This is a genomic window from Nocardioides nanhaiensis (assembly GCF_039542785.1).
GTDB lineage: Bacteria > Actinomycetota > Actinomycetes > Propionibacteriales > Nocardioidaceae > Nocardioides > Nocardioides nanhaiensis.
Genome location: NZ_BAABIM010000006.1, coordinates 1 through 18,207, shown reverse-complemented (window position 1 = coordinate 18,207; position 18,207 = coordinate 1). Strand labels below are relative to the sequence as shown.

15 protein-coding genes are annotated in these 18,207 nt (G+C 72.3%); 10 read left to right on the top strand and 5 right to left on the bottom strand.

Going from position 1 to position 18,207, the window contains the following annotated elements; genetic code table 11:
• Positions 1-223 precede the first annotated feature (223 nt).
• On the top strand, positions 224-1,105 hold the full coding sequence (locus ABD948_RS21790) for an esterase/lipase family protein (RefSeq protein WP_345273227.1): 882 nt from the start codon (positions 224-226) through the stop codon (positions 1,103-1,105).
• Between the two features lie 13 nt (positions 1,106-1,118).
• On the opposite strand, the gene ABD948_RS21785 is transcribed toward ABD948_RS21790, so the two are convergent.
• Positions 1,119-2,723, bottom strand: coding sequence for a hypothetical protein (locus tag ABD948_RS21785; RefSeq protein WP_345273224.1), 1,605 nt, complete (start codon positions 2,721-2,723; stop codon positions 1,119-1,121).
• A gap of 550 nt (positions 2,724-3,273) precedes the next feature.
• Here ABD948_RS21785 and ABD948_RS21780 point away from each other — a divergent pair.
• Complete coding sequence (locus ABD948_RS21780; RefSeq protein ID WP_345273221.1) at positions 3,274-6,675, top strand: hypothetical protein; 3,402 nt, start codon at positions 3,274-3,276, stop codon at positions 6,673-6,675.
• A 240-nt stretch (positions 6,676-6,915) separates the two neighbouring features.
• Positions 6,916-7,905, top strand: a complete 990-nt coding sequence (locus ABD948_RS21775) for a DUF389 domain-containing protein (RefSeq protein ID WP_345273219.1) — start codon at positions 6,916-6,918, stop codon at positions 7,903-7,905.
• Here the strand turns inward: ABD948_RS21775 and ABD948_RS21770 are convergent.
• Complete coding sequence (locus ABD948_RS21770; protein WP_345273215.1) at positions 7,856-8,845, bottom strand: GNAT family N-acetyltransferase; 990 nt, start codon at positions 8,843-8,845, stop codon at positions 7,856-7,858. The genes ABD948_RS21775 and ABD948_RS21770 overlap by 50 nt on opposite strands.
• Positions 8,846-8,932: 87 nt before the next feature.
• Between ABD948_RS21770 and fdxA the strand changes: the two genes are divergently transcribed.
• Positions 8,933-9,259 (top strand): ferredoxin, encoded by a 327-nt coding sequence (gene fdxA, locus ABD948_RS21765; RefSeq protein ID WP_345273211.1) that lies wholly within the window; start codon positions 8,933-8,935, stop codon positions 9,257-9,259.
• Between the two features lie 25 nt (positions 9,260-9,284).
• On the top strand, positions 9,285-10,421 hold the full coding sequence (dapC, locus tag ABD948_RS21760) for a succinyldiaminopimelate transaminase (RefSeq protein ID WP_345273205.1): 1,137 nt from the start codon (positions 9,285-9,287) through the stop codon (positions 10,419-10,421).
• Between the two features lie 112 nt (positions 10,422-10,533).
• On the opposite strand, the gene ABD948_RS21755 is transcribed toward dapC, so the two are convergent.
• Complete coding sequence (locus ABD948_RS21755) at positions 10,534-11,268, bottom strand: FadR/GntR family transcriptional regulator (RefSeq protein WP_345273194.1); 735 nt, start codon at positions 11,266-11,268, stop codon at positions 10,534-10,536.
• A gap of 186 nt (positions 11,269-11,454) precedes the next feature.
• On the opposite strand from ABD948_RS21755, the gene ABD948_RS21750 reads away from it, so the two are divergent.
• From ABD948_RS21750 to ABD948_RS21735, 4 genes are read left to right on the top strand one after another with little or no spacing between them, the layout of a single operon-like run.
• A complete protein-coding gene (locus ABD948_RS21750) occupies positions 11,455-13,152 on the top strand; it encodes an L-lactate permease (protein ID WP_345273180.1) in 1,698 nt (565 codons plus the stop codon).
• Positions 13,149-13,913 carry a (Fe-S)-binding protein gene (locus tag ABD948_RS21745; protein WP_345273168.1) on the top strand — a complete coding sequence of 255 codons (765 nt, stop codon included), beginning with the start codon at positions 13,149-13,151 and terminating at the stop codon, positions 13,911-13,913. The genes ABD948_RS21750 and ABD948_RS21745 overlap by 4 nt, the downstream gene beginning before the upstream one ends.
• On the top strand, positions 13,910-15,466 hold the full coding sequence (locus ABD948_RS21740) for a LutB/LldF family L-lactate oxidation iron-sulfur protein (RefSeq protein ID WP_345273134.1): 1,557 nt from the start codon (positions 13,910-13,912) through the stop codon (positions 15,464-15,466). The genes ABD948_RS21745 and ABD948_RS21740 overlap by 4 nt, the downstream gene beginning before the upstream one ends.
• Positions 15,463-16,101, top strand: a complete 639-nt coding sequence (locus tag ABD948_RS21735) for a LutC/YkgG family protein (RefSeq protein WP_345273115.1) — start codon at positions 15,463-15,465, stop codon at positions 16,099-16,101. Before ABD948_RS21740 ends, ABD948_RS21735 begins: the two co-directional genes overlap by 4 nt.
• Before the next feature lie 41 nt (positions 16,102-16,142).
• Here ABD948_RS21735 and ABD948_RS21730 read toward each other — a convergent pair whose 3' ends face one another.
• Positions 16,143-17,033 (bottom strand): DICT sensory domain-containing protein, encoded by an 891-nt coding sequence (locus ABD948_RS21730; protein ID WP_345273087.1) that lies wholly within the window; start codon positions 17,031-17,033, stop codon positions 16,143-16,145.
• A gap of 79 nt (positions 17,034-17,112) precedes the next feature.
• Here ABD948_RS21730 and ABD948_RS21725 point away from each other — a divergent pair, with 79 nt between their 5' ends.
• Positions 17,113-17,418, top strand: coding sequence for a hypothetical protein (locus ABD948_RS21725; protein WP_345273079.1), 306 nt, complete (start codon positions 17,113-17,115; stop codon positions 17,416-17,418).
• A gap of 147 nt (positions 17,419-17,565) precedes the next feature.
• Here the strand turns inward: ABD948_RS21725 and ABD948_RS21720 are convergent, their stop codons facing one another.
• Entirely contained in the window at positions 17,566-18,132 is a 567-nt protein-coding gene (locus tag ABD948_RS21720) for a hypothetical protein (protein ID WP_345273076.1), read from the bottom strand.
• Positions 18,133-18,207 lie beyond the last annotated feature (75 nt).

The window sequence follows — 18,207 nt, the reverse complement described above, 5'->3', positions numbered from 1 at the left end:
GTGGGCGAACCGTAACTCCGGCACCGCTCCCGGGGGTTGCGGTGCGTGAGTCACCCACTGCCGTTGATGAACGGTTGCTGGGGCACCGCTGCCCGGGGGTGGCGGTGCCTGAGGCACCGAATGCCCGTCAGGAAACGGCACTGCGGCACCGCCCCGCCAGGCCCAGCGGCAGCACCCCGACCAGCCTGCGTGACCACGGTCACCGCTGGGTCGTTGTCCGGGCATGCGCCGACCTCTCGGAGTCCTCACCGCCCTGCTGCTCGCCGTCACCTTGCTCGCGGCGGCCGGTCCCGCCGTCGCGGGTCGTGACGGCGGGTCGACCGCTGCCGCACCGGCGGCCCGTGGGGTGCTGCCACCCCTGCCCACCGCGCCCGAGGGCGACGTCGCCGGCGTCAACGACTGGGGCTGCCGGCCCACGGCCCGGCGACCGGTACCGGTGATCACGGTGCACGGCACCATCGGTGACCGCCGCCACCTGCTCGAGGGCCTCCAGCAGGCGATGCTCGACCGTGGGTTCTGCGTGTTCTCGCCCGACTACGGCAACCGTGGCCTGGGCGAGATCTCCAAGTCCGCCCGCCAGCTGAAGGCGTTCACGCAGCGGGTGCTGCGCGCCACGGGTGCCCGCAAGGTCTCGATGGTCGGGCACTCGCAGGGCGGGATGATGCCGCGCTACTACATCAAGTTCCTGGGTGGCGCGAAGGTGGTCGACGACCTCGTGGGCATCGCGCCCTCCAACCACGGCACCGCGCTGACCCAGGGCGGCGAGAGCAACCTGCTGGCCGACGTCGTCGGGCTGCTGTGCCGCGCCTGTGTGCAGCAGGGCGCGGGCTCGCAGTTCCTGGCGCGGCTCAACCGCGGCGACGAGACGCCCGGCCGGGTCAGCTACACCCAGATCACCACGCGCTACGACGAGGTGGTGGTGCCGCACACCTCGGGCTACCTGGCTCGGGGCCCGCGCACCACCAACGTCACGATCCAGAGCCTGTGCCGCAGCGACCTGCGCGAGCACCTCTTCATCCCGCTGAGCCCCACCACCATCGAGATCACCCTCGACGCGCTCACCCGCGAGGGACCGGCGAGGATCCGCCCGGCTCTCGGTTGCTGAGGCCCGGCTCCGCCTACAGGTGGCTGGCGTCGGGAACGGCGGCCAGCGCCGTTGCGGACGCGGCCGTGACCGGTCCGTCGCCGACCGGCCGATCGCGCACGGCCGGGTTCTCGCGCCACCACGTGGCCGCGGCCGCGAGGTGCGGGTGGCTGAGGGCCACCGAGGCCAGGCAGTCCTCGGCCCCAGCCATGCCCAGCACCCGCAGGCCGGCTGCGGTGGCCTGGGTGGTCGACTGGGTGGAGAAGGAGCCCACCAGGGTCGCCGACTCGGCGGCGGAGAGCTGCTCCACCACCTGGCCCGAGGCCAGCAGGGCGACCCCCCGGACGCTCTCGCGCCGCTCACGCAGACCGGCCCGCAGCAGCGGCCCGCGCTGCTCGGCGCCGGCCAGCTGGAAGAGCACTGCTCCCACGAGCACGGCGGTGTTCTCGTCCGAGCGGGTGACCATCGCGGCGAGCGGCTCGGCCAGCTGGGCCCGGTACGGGCTCGCCGAGAGCAGCAGCGCCGAGCGGAAGCGACGAGCCGGGTCGGCGTGGAACAGCGACTCCCGGACCAGCCGGTGCAGCATCTGGTCCTGGCCCAGCAGGTAGTCGATCGGTGTGTGCTCCTGGGCGGTGTCCGCCAGTCGGGACGCGACCTGGCGGGCCGTGTGCGGGTCGCAGAGCTCGCCGCCGCGGTAGACGTTCTCGAGCGCGGTGCGGGTCTCGCGGTCGAGTCCCTGCGGAGGCACCAGGTGCCGGCCGGTCGCCGGAAGAGCCCAGGCGAGGGCCAGCGCGTCGGCGCGCTCGATCAGGCTGGAGCTGCGCTTCAGCATGCGGCGGGTCAGAGATTCGAGAGCACCGATCTCACTCTCGGCGAAGTGGCCTCGCACGACCTTGGTGCTCACGGCGTAGGCGGCGCCGGCACGCAAGGCGCTGGGCTCCATGCGCAGCACGCGCGCCAGCAGCTCCATCGGCTGCGCGTCCTCGACCTCGCCGAGCAGTGCTGCGGGGTGGATCAGGAAGGTGGCCGCTGGGTGCGTGGTCATCGCCCCGACCGCCTTGACGGCGTAGCGGCGGGAGGCCGGGTTGGCCACCAGCATCCGCAGGGTCTCGAAGCGGCACGTGAAGCCGTGACCGGTGGTGCGGCTGAGCTCGGAGGCGAGCAGCTCGCAGATGCGCTGCCAGGTCTCGGGCAGCAGGTACAGGTGCTGGTGGTGGGCCAGCAGGTCGCCGAGCTCGAGCCACGTGTGGCCGGCCGCGCCGCCCGCGAAGGCCTCGCCGAAGAGCGTGTCCAGGCGCAGGTGGGCAGCGGCCGGGTCGCCCGCCGGCGGCTGGACGGTGACCGGTCCGCGGGTGAGTCCGCGGCCGAAGCCGGTGGCGGCCACCACCAGCTGACCAGTGCGCAGACCCAGGATCTGCTCGTAGGCGCGCACGACTGCCAGGGGCACGTTGACCCGGCCCGACTCCCAGCGGCTCAGCTTGGTGGCGTCGCACGGCACGCCGTGGTCGCCGAGCGCCTCGATGAAGGTGCTGCGCCGCGCGACCGCGGTGTCCTTGGCATAGACCCGGGAGGACCCCAGCAGCCAGGCCAAACGGTGGCCGTGGCTCGGCTCGGCCGCCTGCAGCGGCGTCGGATCCATCGGCAGCCGGTATGGACGCCCTCGGCGTCGCGTCGTCGGCGTGTCCACGTCGCCCCCGCTCGGTGAACCCGCTGGCGGTCCGGCGCTGGTCATGTGCTCGGTGCTACCCACTGCATCGCTGTCTTCCAGCGTCGGTCGGTGCACGGACATCGCTGTCCCCATGGTGCTTGTGCCCTTCTCGGTCCCGCCCCCACGGTCCCTCCCCTGGCGGATCATGGCACCGCTCGGCCGAGAGTCACAGAGATTTCACAAACAATGTGGGCTCGGACCAAGAATTCGCCTTTACTTTTTACTCTCGGTGTGTATCCGTGCAGGTCAGTGAGCGGCTCACTCGTCTGGACCGGGTCGGAAGCGCTGCTCTCACCGGCGTGTCGGCGGACTTTGTTGCACCCCTGCGCGAGCTTGCGCATCTTGGCGGGCTTTACCGCGGCGGGCTCATAGCGTCCCGATCGCCGATGGGTCATGTCCCTTCGGTGCCCGGCCCTGACTCGTTCGGGCCAGGCCGCTCTAGTACCTCCGCGTGCGGAGGACTGTCCCGAAAGGCACCACCATGAATCGCAGCGGCATCAAGCGGGGGCTGGCCTTGTCGGCCGTCTCCGCGCTCGCGCTGTCCGGTCTGGCGCTCACCGCGCCAGCCCAGGCGCAGACGGTGGGCGACGGTCAAGTCGCCTTCGAGCTCTACTCGCAGGTCGCCAACGCCTCGACGGCGTTCGACGGCGTCAACAACACCGTGACCCTCTTCGCCGGAGCCCCTGACGGCGCCGGCATCTCCGAGGTCCGGTTCTCGTACCTCAAGGGTGCGACCCAGGTCGAGATCGCCGAGATCGCCCCGAACAACGGCATCGCCACGATCGAGTGGACTCCGCCTGCGGGCGCCGAGGGTGCGGCCATCACCGGCGTGCGCGCCGAGGCGCTCGACGCCGCCGAGACCGTCCTGGCGACCCAGGACCAGGTGGTCGAGCCCAACTCCGCCGCCGGCATGCAGAACAACGGTGCCATCCAGCTCGCGGGGCCGCTGCGCTCCCGCGTCGGCCTGGGCCCGGACGACGAGGTGATCATCAGCGGCACCTCGAACTCCTCCAACCCGATCTTCAACTCGCTCCAGAACGTCGGTCCGGGCGGCGACGGCGCTGCCGTCAACCCGACCGAGGTCGGCACCCCCGACGGCAACAACGTCTCCACCATCAAGGCCGTCGTGCCGGTCGACCCGAGCAACGACACCGGTGACGCCGAGGACGAGATCATCGTCCGGGGCATCGCGGTGAGTGTCGGCGGCTCGAGCGACGACGTGAACGCCTACACGATGTACAACCAGGTCGTCACCAGCGCCGGCATCGCCTCGGCCCCCGGCTTCCCGGCCAACGTGCAGCTCGGCGGCGCCGACGACGAGAGCCGCTTCGTGATCACGGTCGCCGACCAGGAGGGCCAGCCCATCCAGGGTCTCGACGTGTTCGAGGTCGAGAACACCGCGGCCGGTGCCCCCGCCGATGGGTCGGGCAACGCCCAGCCGGACGCCGGCGAGACCGACGTCAACGGCCAGGCCACCGTGTCGCTCTTCGAGAGCACCATCGACAACGGCCAGGACAACGACGGCGTGCCCAACCAGCAGCGCGCGTTCTACGTGGTGGACGTCAACCAGAACGGCGTCTACGACGACGGTGTCGACTACCGCTTCGCCCTGGTGCAGAGCGGCATCACGCCGGTCGCCACCACGGTCACCATCACCTCCTCCAAGGGCCTGGTCCTCGACGACGACGAGACCACCAACCTCGTGGCGACGGTGCTCGACCAGAACGGTCAGCCCATCGCCAACAAGAGCACGGTGATCTCGGCGACCCTCACCTGCACCGGTCCCAACCCGGACTTCGTGGTCGACCAGCCCCCGGCGGCCGGCCCCACCGACGCCAACGGCCAGCTCGTCTTCGCGAACGTCGGCGACTTCGGCGGCGTCTACCCGCAGTGCGAGGACGGCCAGTACACCGTCACCGTCGACGCGTTCGCCAACAACAACGGCACCCCGCAGCCCGACGCCGGCGACGCGATCGCCCCGCAGCTCGTGCTCGACTACGACGTCACCCGGATCGAGTGGGACAGCGGCAGCGTGGCACAGGCCGAGAACGGCACCACGACCACGCAGACCGGTCGCCTGGTCCAGGTCGACGGTGACGCGCTGGGCGCCGACCGGGTGATCTCGATCGACTACAACCCGAGCGACAACAGCGAGATCGCCGACGCCCAGACCGCGCCGACCCAGAAGGTCAACGACTTCGCCGCGACGTCGGAGACCAACGCACAGGGTGCCTTCACGGTGGCCGTGACCGACCCCGCGACCCCGGACGGCCAGGAGCTCGACAACGACCTGACCGCGGAGGCTCCTGGGCTCGAGGAACCGGGCGACCAGACCGACGCGACGCTCGAGATCGACTTCCTGCGCTCCATCGCGCCGGCCGTCATCCGCATCATCAACCCCCTGTCGGGCGACCAGTCCGACGGTCTGGCACCCGGACTCGCCAACCCCGACGGCGAGCTGATCCCGGGCGGCCTGGGCGTCGGTGAGCTCGAGGTGGAGAACGCGGACGGCGTGCCGCTGACCGACATCGACATCGATCTCACGGTCGAGGAGGGCAACTTCGTCGACGTCTCGGGCGCCGGACTGCCGTTCGAGCCCACGCCCGTCCCGGGCGCGCCGGTCGACTTCGCCTCCGCCGGGCAGAGCATCACCATCAGCACGGGTGACGGTGTCTCCACCGTCTTCGCGGTGAACATCGAGCGCAACGAGGGCTTCGACGACGACGGCCTGGTCGACGACGGCCTGCGCGCCACCGCCGGCGCTGCCACCGACGTGCACGACTTCACCTGGACCACCAACGCGACGCCCCTGAACCCGCGGGCCACGAACCCGCTGGTCGTGGAGCTGAGCGACGACCAGGAGTCGAGCATCCTGCCCCAGGCTCGTGCCGGGGACCCGAGCGGCTCCGGCCAGGTCGTCGACTACGACGTGGAGACCTACGACCAGTTCGGCAACCGGACCTCGCAGGACATGACGGTCACGGACAACACCCCCGTGGCCAACTTCTTCAGCAACGGTGTCTCGGAGTTCGACCTGACCCAGCCGGCCATCTCGGCCTTCGCTGCGCAGGCGACCAACCAGGTGCTGGAGGTCGAGCTCGACGGCTCGGTCACCAACACCTACGCCGACGATGTCAACGACTCCTCGTTCGACCCGGCCAACCCCGGCGCATCGCTCAACCAGGCTGCGATCCAGGTGGAGGAGGAGACCGACGCCATCAACTGGTACGACCTCGACGTCGCCAACTCCACCTTCACGCTCACCCAGCAGGGTGCGCAGAGGGTGCCGGTCGGATCCACGGTGACGATGGTCTTCACGGCCCGTGACCAGGAGGGGCAGCCCATCCAGGGCATGTTCGTCGACTTCCTCCGCGCCGGCCCCGGCAACGAGGACGACGACAGCTGCAACGAGGACGTGCTCAACAGCTGCCAGCAGACCGACGCGAACGGCCAGGCCTTCCTGGACTTCGCCGGCGGCTCGGCCGGCACCGCCAACGTCAGCGTGATCGGCTACGAGGACGACGGCACCCGCATCGGCACCCTGGCCACCGACACGGTGACCTTCGGTGGCACCCAGCCGAACCCCAACCCGGGTGGGCGCGAGGAGATCAACCCGGCGATCAAGGCCAACCAGGCGAAGTCGCGGGGCGCGAAGGACATCCTCACCGTGCGGGCCAAGAAGGCCGACGGTGCGAAGGTGACGCTGTTCCGGATCGTCAACGACCGCCGCGTGCGGATCGCCACCGGCACCCTGAACAGCAACGGTGTCAAGCGGTTCGCGGTGCGTGACACCAACCGCCGTCGCCTGACCACCTACCAGGCGGTCGTGGCCCCCACCAGCGACACCAAGCGCGGCGTCACCCAGCGTCGCCTGGTCCGCTGACCAGCGGCACCTGCGCCACCTCGTGAGGACCCCGGGCCGGGCCCAGACCCGGCCCGGGGCCCGCTCACGACATGAGCGGGGGCTCTCGGCCCCCGGATCGGGGTGGTGGGTGGCTCTGCCCACCGCCTGATCACCCGGACGCGATCCGGACCGTTCTTGAAGCGCCGCTGCGCAGGAACGGTCCGGATCGCTTCGTCATGTCCGCGTCAGGTTCCGCGACCGGACGCCTACCGTGTGCCCGTGCTCGTCCACCTGCGCCTCACCGTGCCCACCGACCTGGGCTCCCACGTCTGCCGCGAGCTGGTCGACCAGCCCTGCGTCACGAACCTGACCTACCAGCAGGGTGCGGTGGTCAGCCCCGAGGGCGACCTGCTGGAGTGCGACGTCGCCCGCGAGCAGGCCGGCCAGGTGCTGGACCTGCTCGAGCAGCTGGGGGTGAGCGACCGCGGCTCGGTCGTCGTCACCAGCCCCACCAGCACGCCGTTCCGCGAGGCGCGGCGCATCGAGGCGGCGGCGCCCGGGCACCCGGACGACGCCGTCATCTGGGACTCGGTGGAGTCGCAGGCCCACGCCGGCGCGGTCCCGACGGTGAGCTTCCACCTCTTCCTGCTGCTCGCCGTGGTGCTGGCGGCCATCGCGGTGGTCACCGACTCCGCCATCCTCGTGATCGGCGCGATGGTGGTGGGCCCGGAGTTCGGCGCGATCGCCACGGTGTGTGCGGCGATCGTGCTGCAGCGCTGGGGCCTGTTCTGGGCCGGCCTGCGGCTGCTGGTGCTCTCCTTCACCTTTGCCATCGCGGTGACCGCGCTGCTGGCGGTCGTCGGGGCGCTGACCGGGCTCCTCACGCTCGAGGACGTCACCCGCGCCCGCCCCAACACCGGCTTCATCTGGCACCCCGACCGCTGGTCGTTCATCGTCGCCCTCGTGGCCGGTGCCGCCGGAGCACTGGCCCTGGCCATCGAGCGGTCCTCCACCATGGTCGGCGTCTTCATCAGCGTCACCACCGTGCCCGCGGCGGGCAACCTGGCGCTCGGCCTGGCGCTGCTCGACAGCGGCGAGATCCTCGGCTCGCTGGCGCAGCTGGGTGTCAACGTGGCCGGCATGGTCATCGCCGGCACGCTGGTGCTGCTGCTGGTGCGCACCAGCTGGCCGTGGGTGATGGCGCGCAGCGAGAGCTGGTTCAGCCTCGGGAAGGTGCGACCAGGTAGCGGTAGCGGTGGTGCTCGGTGAAGCCCAGCCGCTCGTAGAGCGCGAGCGCCGGCGCGTTGTCGGCCAGCACCTGCAGGTAGGCGGTGGTGGCGCCCTGCTCGGCCCCCCAGTCCAGCAACGACTCCATCACCGCCAGCGCCAGCCCGCGCCGTCGGTGCTCGGGCGCCACATCGATGCTGCGGAAGCCCACCCAGTCGCCGTCGCAGGCCGCCACCCCCGAGGCAGCAGAGCCAACACGGACGACGGCGCTCGCCCCGCGCGGGCCGCGGGACTCCTCGAGGCGTGGGTCGTCGTCGGGTGAGGACAGGCCCCGACGCGAGGCCCGCAGCGCGCGCGAGGTGCCGGCGATCATGAACACGGTGTCGGCGTCGCCGCTCTCGGGGCGCCAACCGAGCGCCAGGAACCGCTCGGCCTCCGGCGAACCGCTGAGCACCGCCACCACCGGGCGCTCGTAGTGGGCCAGCACGGCCTGCAGCTCGGCGTCGCCGTCCAGGCCCGAGGGACCGAACGCCAGGCAGGAGTTGGCCCGGCGGGCGCGGTGGGCGGCCGAGCGCCGCAGCGTCCAGGAGCCCAGGGGGGCGGTCTCCAGGTCGTCGAAGAGCGCGAACCCGTGGTGCTGCGCCGCCCGTGGCTCCACCCGGTGACGCACGGAGGGGCGGGGCGGCACGGGCTTGCCCGAGACGATGTCGGCCAGCGGGATCCGCACCGCCTCGCCCGTCTCTGGCTGCACCACGCAGAGCCCGTCGGCGCCGCCGGTCCACGCGGTGCAGACGCCGAGCAGGTCGGTCATGGCCGGCCCGCCGCTGGGACCGGTCTCACCGCGCAGCACGCGCCGCACGACCACGCGCTGGCCCACCACGTGCGGCCCGAGGCCGTGCCCGGTGCCCTCGCCGGCGTGTCGCGGAGCCGCGGTTGCGGGCGACGCGCTGTCTGCAGGGTGGGGTTCGCGCGCGGTGGGCACCTCGGGATACTAGGCTGCACCTGCTCTCGCACCGCTCTCGCACCATTCGTGCCCGCCACCTCGTGGGTGGGCCCCGAGGAGGACCCGATGACCTACGTCATCTCCCAGCCCTGCGTCGACCTCAAGGACCGCGCCTGCGTCGACGAGTGTCCTGTCGACTGCATCTACGAGGGCAAGCGGATGCTCTACATCCACCCCGACGAGTGCGTCGACTGCGGTGCCTGTGAGCCCGTGTGCCCGGTGGAGGCCATCTTCTACGAGGACGACGTCCCGGAGGAGTGGAAGGACTACTACACCGCCAACGTGGCCTTCTTCGAGGACCTCGGCTCGCCCGGCGGCGCCGCCAAGATGGGCGAGATCGACAAGGACCACCCGCTGGTGGCCGCGCTGCCTCCGCAGGAGCACGACGAGTGACGCACGCCCGGCAGGCGCCCCGCGCGTGAGCGACGGCGCCCCGGCGGCGCCCGCGCGGCGCCCGGCGGGTGCGCGCGTCTCCACGCGCCTGCCCGACTTCCCCTGGGACCGGTTGACCTCCTACGCCGCGACGGCGCGGGCCCACACCGACGGCATCGTCGACCTCTCGGTCGGCACGCCCGTGGACCCCACGCCCGAGGTGGTGCAGCGCGCGATGGCCGACGCCGTCGACTCGCCCGGCTACCCGACGACGATCGGCCGCGTCGAGACCCGCGAGGCGGTGCTGCGCTGGCTCGAGCGCCGGCTCGGCGTCACCGGGCTCGGCCTGGACCAGGTGCTGCCCGTCATCGGGTCCAAGGAGCTGATCGGTGCGCTGCCGCTGCACCTGGGCCTGGGGGAGGGTGACCTGATCGCCTACCCCGAGCTGGCCTACCCCACCTACGAGGTCGGTGCCGCCCTGGTGGGCGCGCGCGCCGTAGCCACCGACTCCCTGACGGCGCTGGGGCCCGAGGTGCCCGCGCTGCTCTGGCTCAACTCGCCCTCCAACCCCACCGGCCGGGTGCTCCCGCCCGACCACCTGCGCAAGGTGGTGGAGTGGTGCCGCGAGCGGGGCACGCTGCTGGTCTCCGACGAGTGCTACGTGGAGTGCGCCTGGGAGGCCGCGCCCACCTCGGTGCTGCACCCCTCGATCAGCGGCGGCTCCACCGAGGGCCTGCTCGCCGTCCACTCGCTCTCCAAGCGCTCCAACTTGGCCGGCTACCGGTGCGCCTTCGTGGCCGGTGACGCCACCGTGCTGGCCGAGCTGCTGGCCGTGCGCAAGAACCTCGGCCTGCAGATGCCGGGCCCGCAGCAGCTGGCCATGATCGCCGCGCTCGACGACGACGACCACGTGGCCGAGCAGCACACCCGCTACGCCGACCGCCGCGCGATGCTGCGCAGCGCCCTGCTCGGTGCCGGGTTCCGCATCGAGCACTCCGAGGCCTCGCTCTACCTGTGGGCCACCCGCGACGAGGACTGCTGGGAGACCGTCGCCGACCTCGCCGAGCGCGGCATCCTGGTCGCGCCCGGCGCCTTCTACGGCGAGGCCGGACGACGTCACGTGCGGGTCGCCTTCACCGCCACCGACGAGCGGGTCGCCGCCGCCGTCGCCCGCCTGGCCTGAGGCCCCGGCGGTCAGCCGCATGTTACTGACAGTTGCGCCTAGTAGGACCCCTCACCGCGACCCCACCTAGTAGTTCCACGGGTCAGTAACATGCGCCCGCGGCCCAGCCTCCTCAGCGCGGGAACAGCACCGCGTAGGAGCGGCGGATGTGCGCCTCGGTGAGCTCGGCGGCGCGGTCGGCGTCGCGGTCGGCGAGGGCGGTGTGGATGGCGTGGTGCTCCGTGCGCAGCTCGGCGCACACCTGTGCCCAGTCCGACGTCTGACGCATGGCGGCCTGCAGGGGCAGGCGCATCGAGTCGCGGATGGCGGTGGTCATCTCGGCCACCAGCCGGTTGCCGCCGGCCCAGGCGATGGCCACGTGGAAGGCGGTGTCGTGCAGGTTGAAGGTCTCGGGTGCGATCGCGGGCTCGTCCATGGCCTCGAGGGCGGCGGTCACGGGCGCGAGGTCCTCGGGTCCGGCGTGACGAGCGGTGAGGGCGGCGCTGGTGCGCTCGAGGGCGACCCGGGACTCCACGACCTCGTCGAGGTCGAAGTTGCCCAGCGCCACGTGCAGACGCAGGAAGCGCGTGAGCCCGGTGCTGGGCAGCGCTGCGATGAAGGTGCCGGCGCCCTGGCCCGACCCCACGTGGGACCGGACGACGCCCTGGCCCTCGAGCACGCGGATCGCCTCGCGGACGCCGGCGCGGCTCACCTGCAGCCGCGCGGCCAGGTCACGCTCGGGCGGGAGCGGGTCGCCGACGGTCAGGGTGCCGGCCAGGATCTGCCCCTCGATCGCCGCGATGACGAGCTCGTGCGCCCGGGCCCTGGGAACGGGCTGCCAGGAGGGACCCGCCACCTCACCGCTCACGACGGCACCCTACCGAGAGCCCCGTGGCCGCGCGGGGCCGTGCCGCGGGGCCGGCGGGGTACCGAGGAGCGCGACGCCTTGCGCTGTGACCGTGCACACACCTAGGGTGGCCGCACTCTGAGTGGTCAGACCTCTTGATGACCGCATCGATCTCGGCACGAGGTGCCACCTCTCGAAGGGCGTCCGATGTACCAACCCGATCTCACCCCGGTGGCCGACAGCCTCGCCGCCTCCTCGCTGGTGGCGCTGCTGCCGCTGCTCACCGTGTTCCTCACGCTGGGCGTGCTGCGCTGGAAGGCCCACCTGGCCGGTCTCAGTGCGCTCGGTGTCTCCCTGGTCGTGGCGGTCGCCGTGTACGGGATGCCGGTCGACCTCGCCGCGCTCTCCACCACCCAGGGCATGGTCTTCGGTCTGTTCCCGATCATGTGGATCGTCGTCAACGCCATCTGGCTCTACGAGCTCACGGTGCGCAGCGGCCGGTTCAACGACCTCCGCGCGGTCATCAACGCCATCTCCGACGACCCGCGCGTGCAGGCGATCATCATCGCCTTCTGCTTCGGTGGCCTGCTCGAGGCGCTCGCCGGCTTCGGCGCGCCCGTAGCCATCACCGGCGTCATGCTGCTCGCGGTCGGTTTCACGCCCATGCGCGCCGCCGTCGTGGTGCTGCTGGCCAACACCGCACCGGTCGCCTTCGGCGCCATCGCGACGCCGATCATCACCGCCGGCACCCTGACCGGCATCGACTACACCGAGATCGGTGCCGTCGTCGGCCACCAGACCCCGTTCCTGGCGCTGATCGTCCCGCTCCTGCTCGTGCTGCTGGCCGACGGCAAGCGCGGCGTGCGCGAGACCTGGCCGATCGCCGTCGTCGTCGGCTTCGTCTTCGCGGTCGCCCAGTACGCCAGCGCCACCTACTTCTCCGTCGAGCTCACCGACATCGTCGCCTCGCTGGCCGGTCTGATCGCCGCCGTCGTGATGCTGCGCGTCTGGACGCCGGCCGGCGGCGCCGAGGCCCGCTCCCGCCTGCTGGCCGAGATGGACGCCGAGCAGGGCGACGCCCCCGCGGGCGGAACGGGTGCTGCCGACAGCCCCGCCGGTGGCGTCGCGCTCGACCAGCAGACCGACGCCCCGGCCCTCACCGCCGGGCGGGTGCTGATGGCGCTGTTCCCCTACCTGCTGGTGATCGTGGTCTTCTCGATCGCCAAGCTGGTGGACCCCGTCAAGGAGTGGCTGCTGGGCACCGACCTGGTCTTCGGGTGGCCCGGGCTGGACGGCAACCTGCTGACCGCGGCCGGGGACCCCTCGACCTCGCCCACCTACACCTTCGGCTGGCTCTCGGCCCCGGGCTCGCTGCTGCTCATCTGTGGCGTGGTGGTCGCGCTGGTCTACCGCCTCAGCCTCGCCGAGGCCGCCCGTGCCTACGGCCAGAACCTGATGAAGCTGCGCTTCTCCATCCTCACCGTGGCCTCGGTGCTCGGCCTGGCCTACGTGATGAACCAGTCCGGCCAGACGATCACCGTCGGCACCTGGATCGCCGGCACCGGCGCCGCGTTCGCGTTCTTCTCGCCGATCCTCGGCTGGCTGGGCACCGCCGTCACCGGCTCGGACACCAGCGCCAACGCCCTGTTCGCCACGCTGCAGCAGACCGCCGCCGAGCGCGCCGGCATCGACCCGACCCTCCTGGTGGCGGCCAACACCTCTGGCGGCGTCGTCGGCAAGATGATCAGCCCGCAGAACCTCACCATCGCCGCGACCGCGGTCGGCCTGGTGGGGCGCGAGTCCGACATCTTCCGCAAGGTCATCGGCTGGAGTGTCGGCCTGCTGCTCATCCTGTGCGTGCTGGTGGGGCTGCAGTCCACGGTCCTCTCCTGGATGCTGCCGTGACGGCGACACCTGTGACGGGCCTGCGGGTCGCCCTGTTCGCCACCTGCTTCAACGACGCCATGTTCCCCGGCACGCCGCAGGCCGTCGTCCGGCTGCTGCGGCGCCTCGGCGTCGAGGTCGAGTTCCCGCGCGAGCAGACGTGCTGCGGGCAGCCCTTCACCAACACCGGCTACGCCCGGGAGGCGGCGCCCGCCGTCAGGGTCTTCGCGCGCACCTTCGGCGACTACGACGCGATCGTGGCGCCGTCGGGCTCCTGCGTGGGGTCGGTGCGCCACCAGCACGCCGAGGTCGCCCGGCACGTCGGTGACGCCGGCCTGGAGCGCGAGGTCACTGCTCTCGCACCACGCGTGCACGAGCTCAGCGAGTTCCTCGTCGACGTCCTGGGTGTCACCGACGTGGGGGCCTACTTCCCCCACCGGGTCACCTACCACCCGACCTGCCACTCGCTGCGCATGCTGCGTGTGGCCGACAAGCCGTTGCAGCTGCTGCGCGCCGTGCGCGGCATCGACCTGGTCGACCTGCCCGACGCCGACCAGTGCTGCGGCTTCGGTGGGACCTTCGCCGTCAAGAACGCCGACACCTCGGTGGCGATGGGCGGCGACAAGGCGCGGCACGTGCGCAGCACCGGCGCCGAGGTGCTGGTGGCCGGCGACAACTCCTGCCTGACCCACGTCGGCGGGCTGCTCTCGCGCAGCCGCAGCGGGGTCCGCACCCTGCACCTGGCCCAGATCCTGGCATCCACCGAGGAGAACCCCGCATGAGGACCCCGTCCGGCAACCCGGCGGCTGCCCGCCACGTGGGCGTCACCGCCGACTTCCTGGGCATGCCCACCTTCCCCGACGCCGCACGCGAGGCGCTGGGTGACACCGTGCAACGGCGCAACCTGGCCCACGCCACCGGCGTGATCCGCGGCAAGCGCGCCAAGGTCGTGGGCGAGCTGGAGAACTGGGAAGAGCTGCGGCTGGCGGCGGAGGCCATCAAGAACCGCACCCTCACCCAGCTCGACCAGCACCTGGTCGCCTTCGAGGAGGCCGCGACCGCCGCCGGCGTCACCGTGCACTGGGCCCGCGACGCCGAGGAGGCCAACCGGGTCGTGGTGGGCCTCGTGCGCGAGACCGGCGCCGAGGAGGTCGTGAAGATCAAGTCGATGGCCACCCAGGAGATCGAGCTCAACGAGGCTCTCGAGGCCGCCGGCATCGACGCCTGGGAGACCGACCTCGCCGAGCTGATCGTCCAGCTGGGCGACGACTGGCCCTCGCACATCCTGGTGCCGGCGATCCACCGCAACCGCTCCGAGGTGCGCGAGATCTTCCTGCGGCGCATGGGCGACGTCGGCCGCCCCGCGCCCGAGGGCCTCACCGACGAGCCGCGCCAGCTGGCCGAGGCCGCGCGGCTGCACCTGCGCGAGAAGTTCCTGCGCGCCAAGGTGGCCGTCTCCGGCGCCAACTTCGCCGTCGCCGAGACCGGCTCGCTGGTCGTCGTCGAGTCCGAGGGCAACGGCCGGATGTGCCTGACCCTGCCCGACACGCTCATCTCGGTGGTGGGCATCGAGAAGATCGTGCCCACCTGGAGCGACCTCGAGGTGATGCTGCAGGTGCTGCCGCGCTCGAGCACGGGGGAGCGCGAGAACCCCTACACGTCGGTGTGGACCGGCACCACCGAGGGCGACGGCCCCCAGAGCCTGCACGTGGTGCTGCTCGACAACGGCCGCACCAACGTGCTCGCCGACGAGGTGGGGCGTGCCGCCCTGCGGTGCATCCGCTGCTCGGCCTGCCTCAACGTGTGTCCGGTCTACGAGCGCGCCGGCGGGCACGCCTACGGCTCGGTGTACCCCGGCCCGATCGGAGCAGTGCTCACACCCCAGCTGCGCGGCACCGCCAGTGAGGTGGACAAGTCGCTGCCGTTCGCCTCGAGCCTCTGCGGGGCCTGCTACGACGTGTGTCCGGTCCGTATCGACATCCCCTCCATGCTGGTGCACCTGCGCACCCGCGTCGTCGACGAGAAGCGCGGTGGTGTGCCGAGCGCGGAGCAGGCGGCCATGAAGACCGCCTCGTGGGTGATGGGCTCGCACAAGCGGCTGGGTGCTGCCGAGCGCGGGGCCGGCGTCGTCGGGCGTGCGCTGCGCAAGCGCGGCACCACCTCGCTCGGGTCGCTCCCGCTGCCGGGCCTGGGTGCCTGGACCGGGGCCCGGGACGCGCCGGTGCCGCCGGAGGAGTCGTTCCGCCAGTGGTGGGACCGCACCGACGGGGGGCGGTCCGAGAACAGCGACGACACGACGGACGGCACGACGGACGGCACGGAGGCGGAGCGATGAGCAGCGCGCGCGAGGAGATCCTGCGGCGGGTCCGCACGGCGCTGGACGACCGCCCCGAGGTGCCCGAGGTTCCGTGGACCTACGGCCAGCCCGTGAGCACCGGCGACCTCGACCCCGTGGCGCGGTTCGCCGAGCGGGTGGCCGACTACCGCGCCGCCGTCACACTGACCACGGTCGGCGACGTGGCCGCGCACGTGGCCGAGGCGCTGGCCGCGGCAGGTGCCCGACGGGTCGTGGTGCCCGAGGGCCTGCCGGCGCAGTGGCGGCCGACCGGGGAGGGGATCGAGCTCGTCGCCGACGACGGGCTCGGTGCCGAGGACCTCGACGCCGTCGACGCCGTGCTCACCGGCGCCACGCTCGGCATCGCCAACACGGGGACGATCGTGCTCGACCACGGCGCCGACCAGGGCAGGCGGGCGCTGACGCTCGTGCCCGACGTGCACGTGTGCGTGGTGCGGGCCGACCAGGTCGTGACCGACGTGCCCGAGGCCGTCGGGCGGCTGCAGCAGCAGGGTGCGCACACCCGGCCGCTGACCTGGGTCAGCGGTCCGAGCGCCACCAGCGACATCGAGCTCGACCGGGTCGAGGGCGTGCACGGTCCGCGCACCTTGCAAGTGGTCATCGTCGAGGGGTGAGCCTTCGCGCGGTCGCCGGCCGGTGACGGCCGATGGCGGCGTCAGCGCATCCGGCGGTCGATGTAGGCGATCATCCGCGCGTGCAGTGCGGCGACGGCGAGCGGGCCGGCCGGCTCCGGCGGCTGGCTGGACGGCGTCTGGGCGACGATCGCCTCGAGCGCGTCGTCGTCGGCCACGAGGCCGCCGTCGGTGAGGGCGTGGCGGGCGACGGCGCGGCACACGCGCACCGACTCGCTGACGTCGGCCGGGTCGAGGGACCACACCGCCTCGAAGTCACGCTGCGCGTCGGGCACGTGGCTCTGGCCGGGCACCTCGAAGGCGGTCAGCACGGCGGGCATGGTGTCGGCGTCGCACACCACGGCCCACTCGCGGCGCATGGGCGACCCGGGGTGCAGGGCGATCTGGTGCGGGGAGGCGTCGAGGTCGTCGGCGGGGAAGTCGGCGAAGACGACGGCGGAGGCCGCCGTGCGGGCGAGGTCCTCCCACCGGGCCTGAGCGTGCCCGTAGTACTGGGTGCGCTGGAAGGCGCCGTAGAGGTGGGCGGCCGGGGCCTGCGCGCAGAACTCGTCCTCGATGGCCCACGACATGGCGATCAGGGTGCTCTTGGTGAGCCGGTGCACGGGCAGCTGCGGGTTGGTGCGCCGCAGGTGGGCGAAGACCGACGGCGGCAGCGGCGCCGGCGGCGAGACTGCCTCGGCGATCGCGACGTCGAGGCGCACGCCGGCGTCGCGGCGGCGCAGCACCTGGGCGACGCGCTCGACGTCGGCCTCGCTGTAGCGCCGATGGCCGCTGGGCAGGCGTCGCGGCCGGGGGAAGTCGTGCCGCTCCTCCCAGACGCGCAGGGTGGCCGTGGCCACCCCGGTGCGGTCGGCGAGGTCACCGATGGACAGCAGGTGAACAACCTCGCCGTCTGAGTTTGGATCGCGCGCCATGGGGGTAACTGTACTTCAACAGATCGTTTGAATCTGACAACTCGCTTGTTGAGGTTTCCCTGAAAGGGTGGCTCCCACCATGACCGCAGCTCCCATCTCCGCCCCCCGTTCCACGCCCGTCACCCTGGCACCCGTCGACATCCTGGTCTCGGTGCCGCGCCGCCACGAGCTGCGCTCGTTCTGCGAGGCCGTGCGCACCGCCATCCGCTTCGTGCCGCTGCCGGCGGCCGAGCGGACCGTCGTGATCGCCGACCTGCAGGACCTGGAGGAGGAGACCGAGCGCGAGGTGCTGCGCCCCCACGTCGTGGCCGCGCTGCGCTGGAAGATCGAGACCCTGGTCGAGACCTACGCCGGCGGCCCCGACCTCACCGCGCAGGCCGGCTGATCGTGAGCCGACTGCGCACCCTGCCGCTGGCCGCGCGCCTGCACCTGGCGCTGCTCGTCACCCGGCTCGGCGACCGCTCCGCCTGATCCATCCCTCATCTGGACCCCGTGGCCACTCGGCCGCGGGGTCCTGTGCGTCCGAGGGCGGTCAGCCGTTGCGCAGGGGAGCGCGCCGGGCCGTGACGTCGTCGACGCCGCCGCCCGGGAGCAGCGTCGTGGCCACCAGCTCGCGCCAGGTGCGGACCCCGACGCTGCGGCAGGCCGTCGGGACGATGATCCGCACGGAGTCGGTGCGGGTGTTCCAGGTGGAGTCCAGGCCCGCGCAGCGCACGCGGATCCGCTGCTCGGGCAGCGTCCCGTACTGGAGGAACAGCGCCGTGCGCGGCTCGCCGTCGCGCCACCTGCTGGTGGCGTCGAAGACGTAGCCCTCCGAGTTCGCCATCTTCTGGAGGACCCGGACGGCACCGGTGCCCTCGCTCCGCTCGAGGTGCGCCAGGCGCACGGTCCAGGCGAAGCGCCGCTCACCGTTCTTCGCGCTCACGGCCAGGATGTCCATCCCGCCCGGGGCGTTCTCGTGGTCGCCGCGCGGGTCGGCCCAGGTGCGCTGGGCGGCGTGGGCGGGGGGCGTGGAGAACGCCAGCACCAGGAGTGATGCCAGCGTCGTGAGCAGGAGAGCCGTGGCGAGGACGCCGCGGTGGGGCGTGGTGGTCGTCATGTGGCGTGAGACGCGCGATATCGGTGGGAGGTTGTCCCGGGGTTGCTGGCCGTGACTGCTCTCTCCATGAGTGGG

Excerpts from the sequence above, each read along its gene's own strand:
- ABD948_RS21790 (WP_345273227.1), top strand. The coding sequence starts at position 224 with ATGCGCCGACCTCTCGGAGTCCTCACCGCCCTGCTGCTCGCCGTCACC.
- ABD948_RS21785 (WP_345273224.1), bottom strand. The coding sequence starts at position 2,723 with ATGGATCCGACGCCGCTGCAGGCGGCCGAGCCGAGCCACGGCCACCGT.
- ABD948_RS21780 (WP_345273221.1), top strand. The coding sequence starts at position 3,274 with ATGAATCGCAGCGGCATCAAGCGGGGGCTGGCCTTGTCGGCCGTCTCC.
- fdxA (WP_345273211.1), top strand. The coding sequence starts at position 8,933 with ATGACCTACGTCATCTCCCAGCCCTGCGTCGACCTCAAGGACCGCGCC.
- ABD948_RS21750 (WP_345273180.1), top strand. The coding sequence starts at position 11,455 with ATGTACCAACCCGATCTCACCCCGGTGGCCGACAGCCTCGCCGCCTCC.
- ABD948_RS21740 (WP_345273134.1), top strand. The coding sequence starts at position 13,910 with ATGAGGACCCCGTCCGGCAACCCGGCGGCTGCCCGCCACGTGGGCGTC.
- ABD948_RS21735 (WP_345273115.1), top strand. The coding sequence starts at position 15,463 with ATGAGCAGCGCGCGCGAGGAGATCCTGCGGCGGGTCCGCACGGCGCTG.
- ABD948_RS21730 (WP_345273087.1), bottom strand. The coding sequence starts at position 17,033 with ATGGCGCGCGATCCAAACTCAGACGGCGAGGTTGTTCACCTGCTGTCC.
- ABD948_RS21725 (WP_345273079.1), top strand. The coding sequence starts at position 17,113 with ATGACCGCAGCTCCCATCTCCGCCCCCCGTTCCACGCCCGTCACCCTG.
- ABD948_RS21720 (WP_345273076.1), bottom strand. The coding sequence starts at position 18,132 with ATGACGACCACCACGCCCCACCGCGGCGTCCTCGCCACGGCTCTCCTG.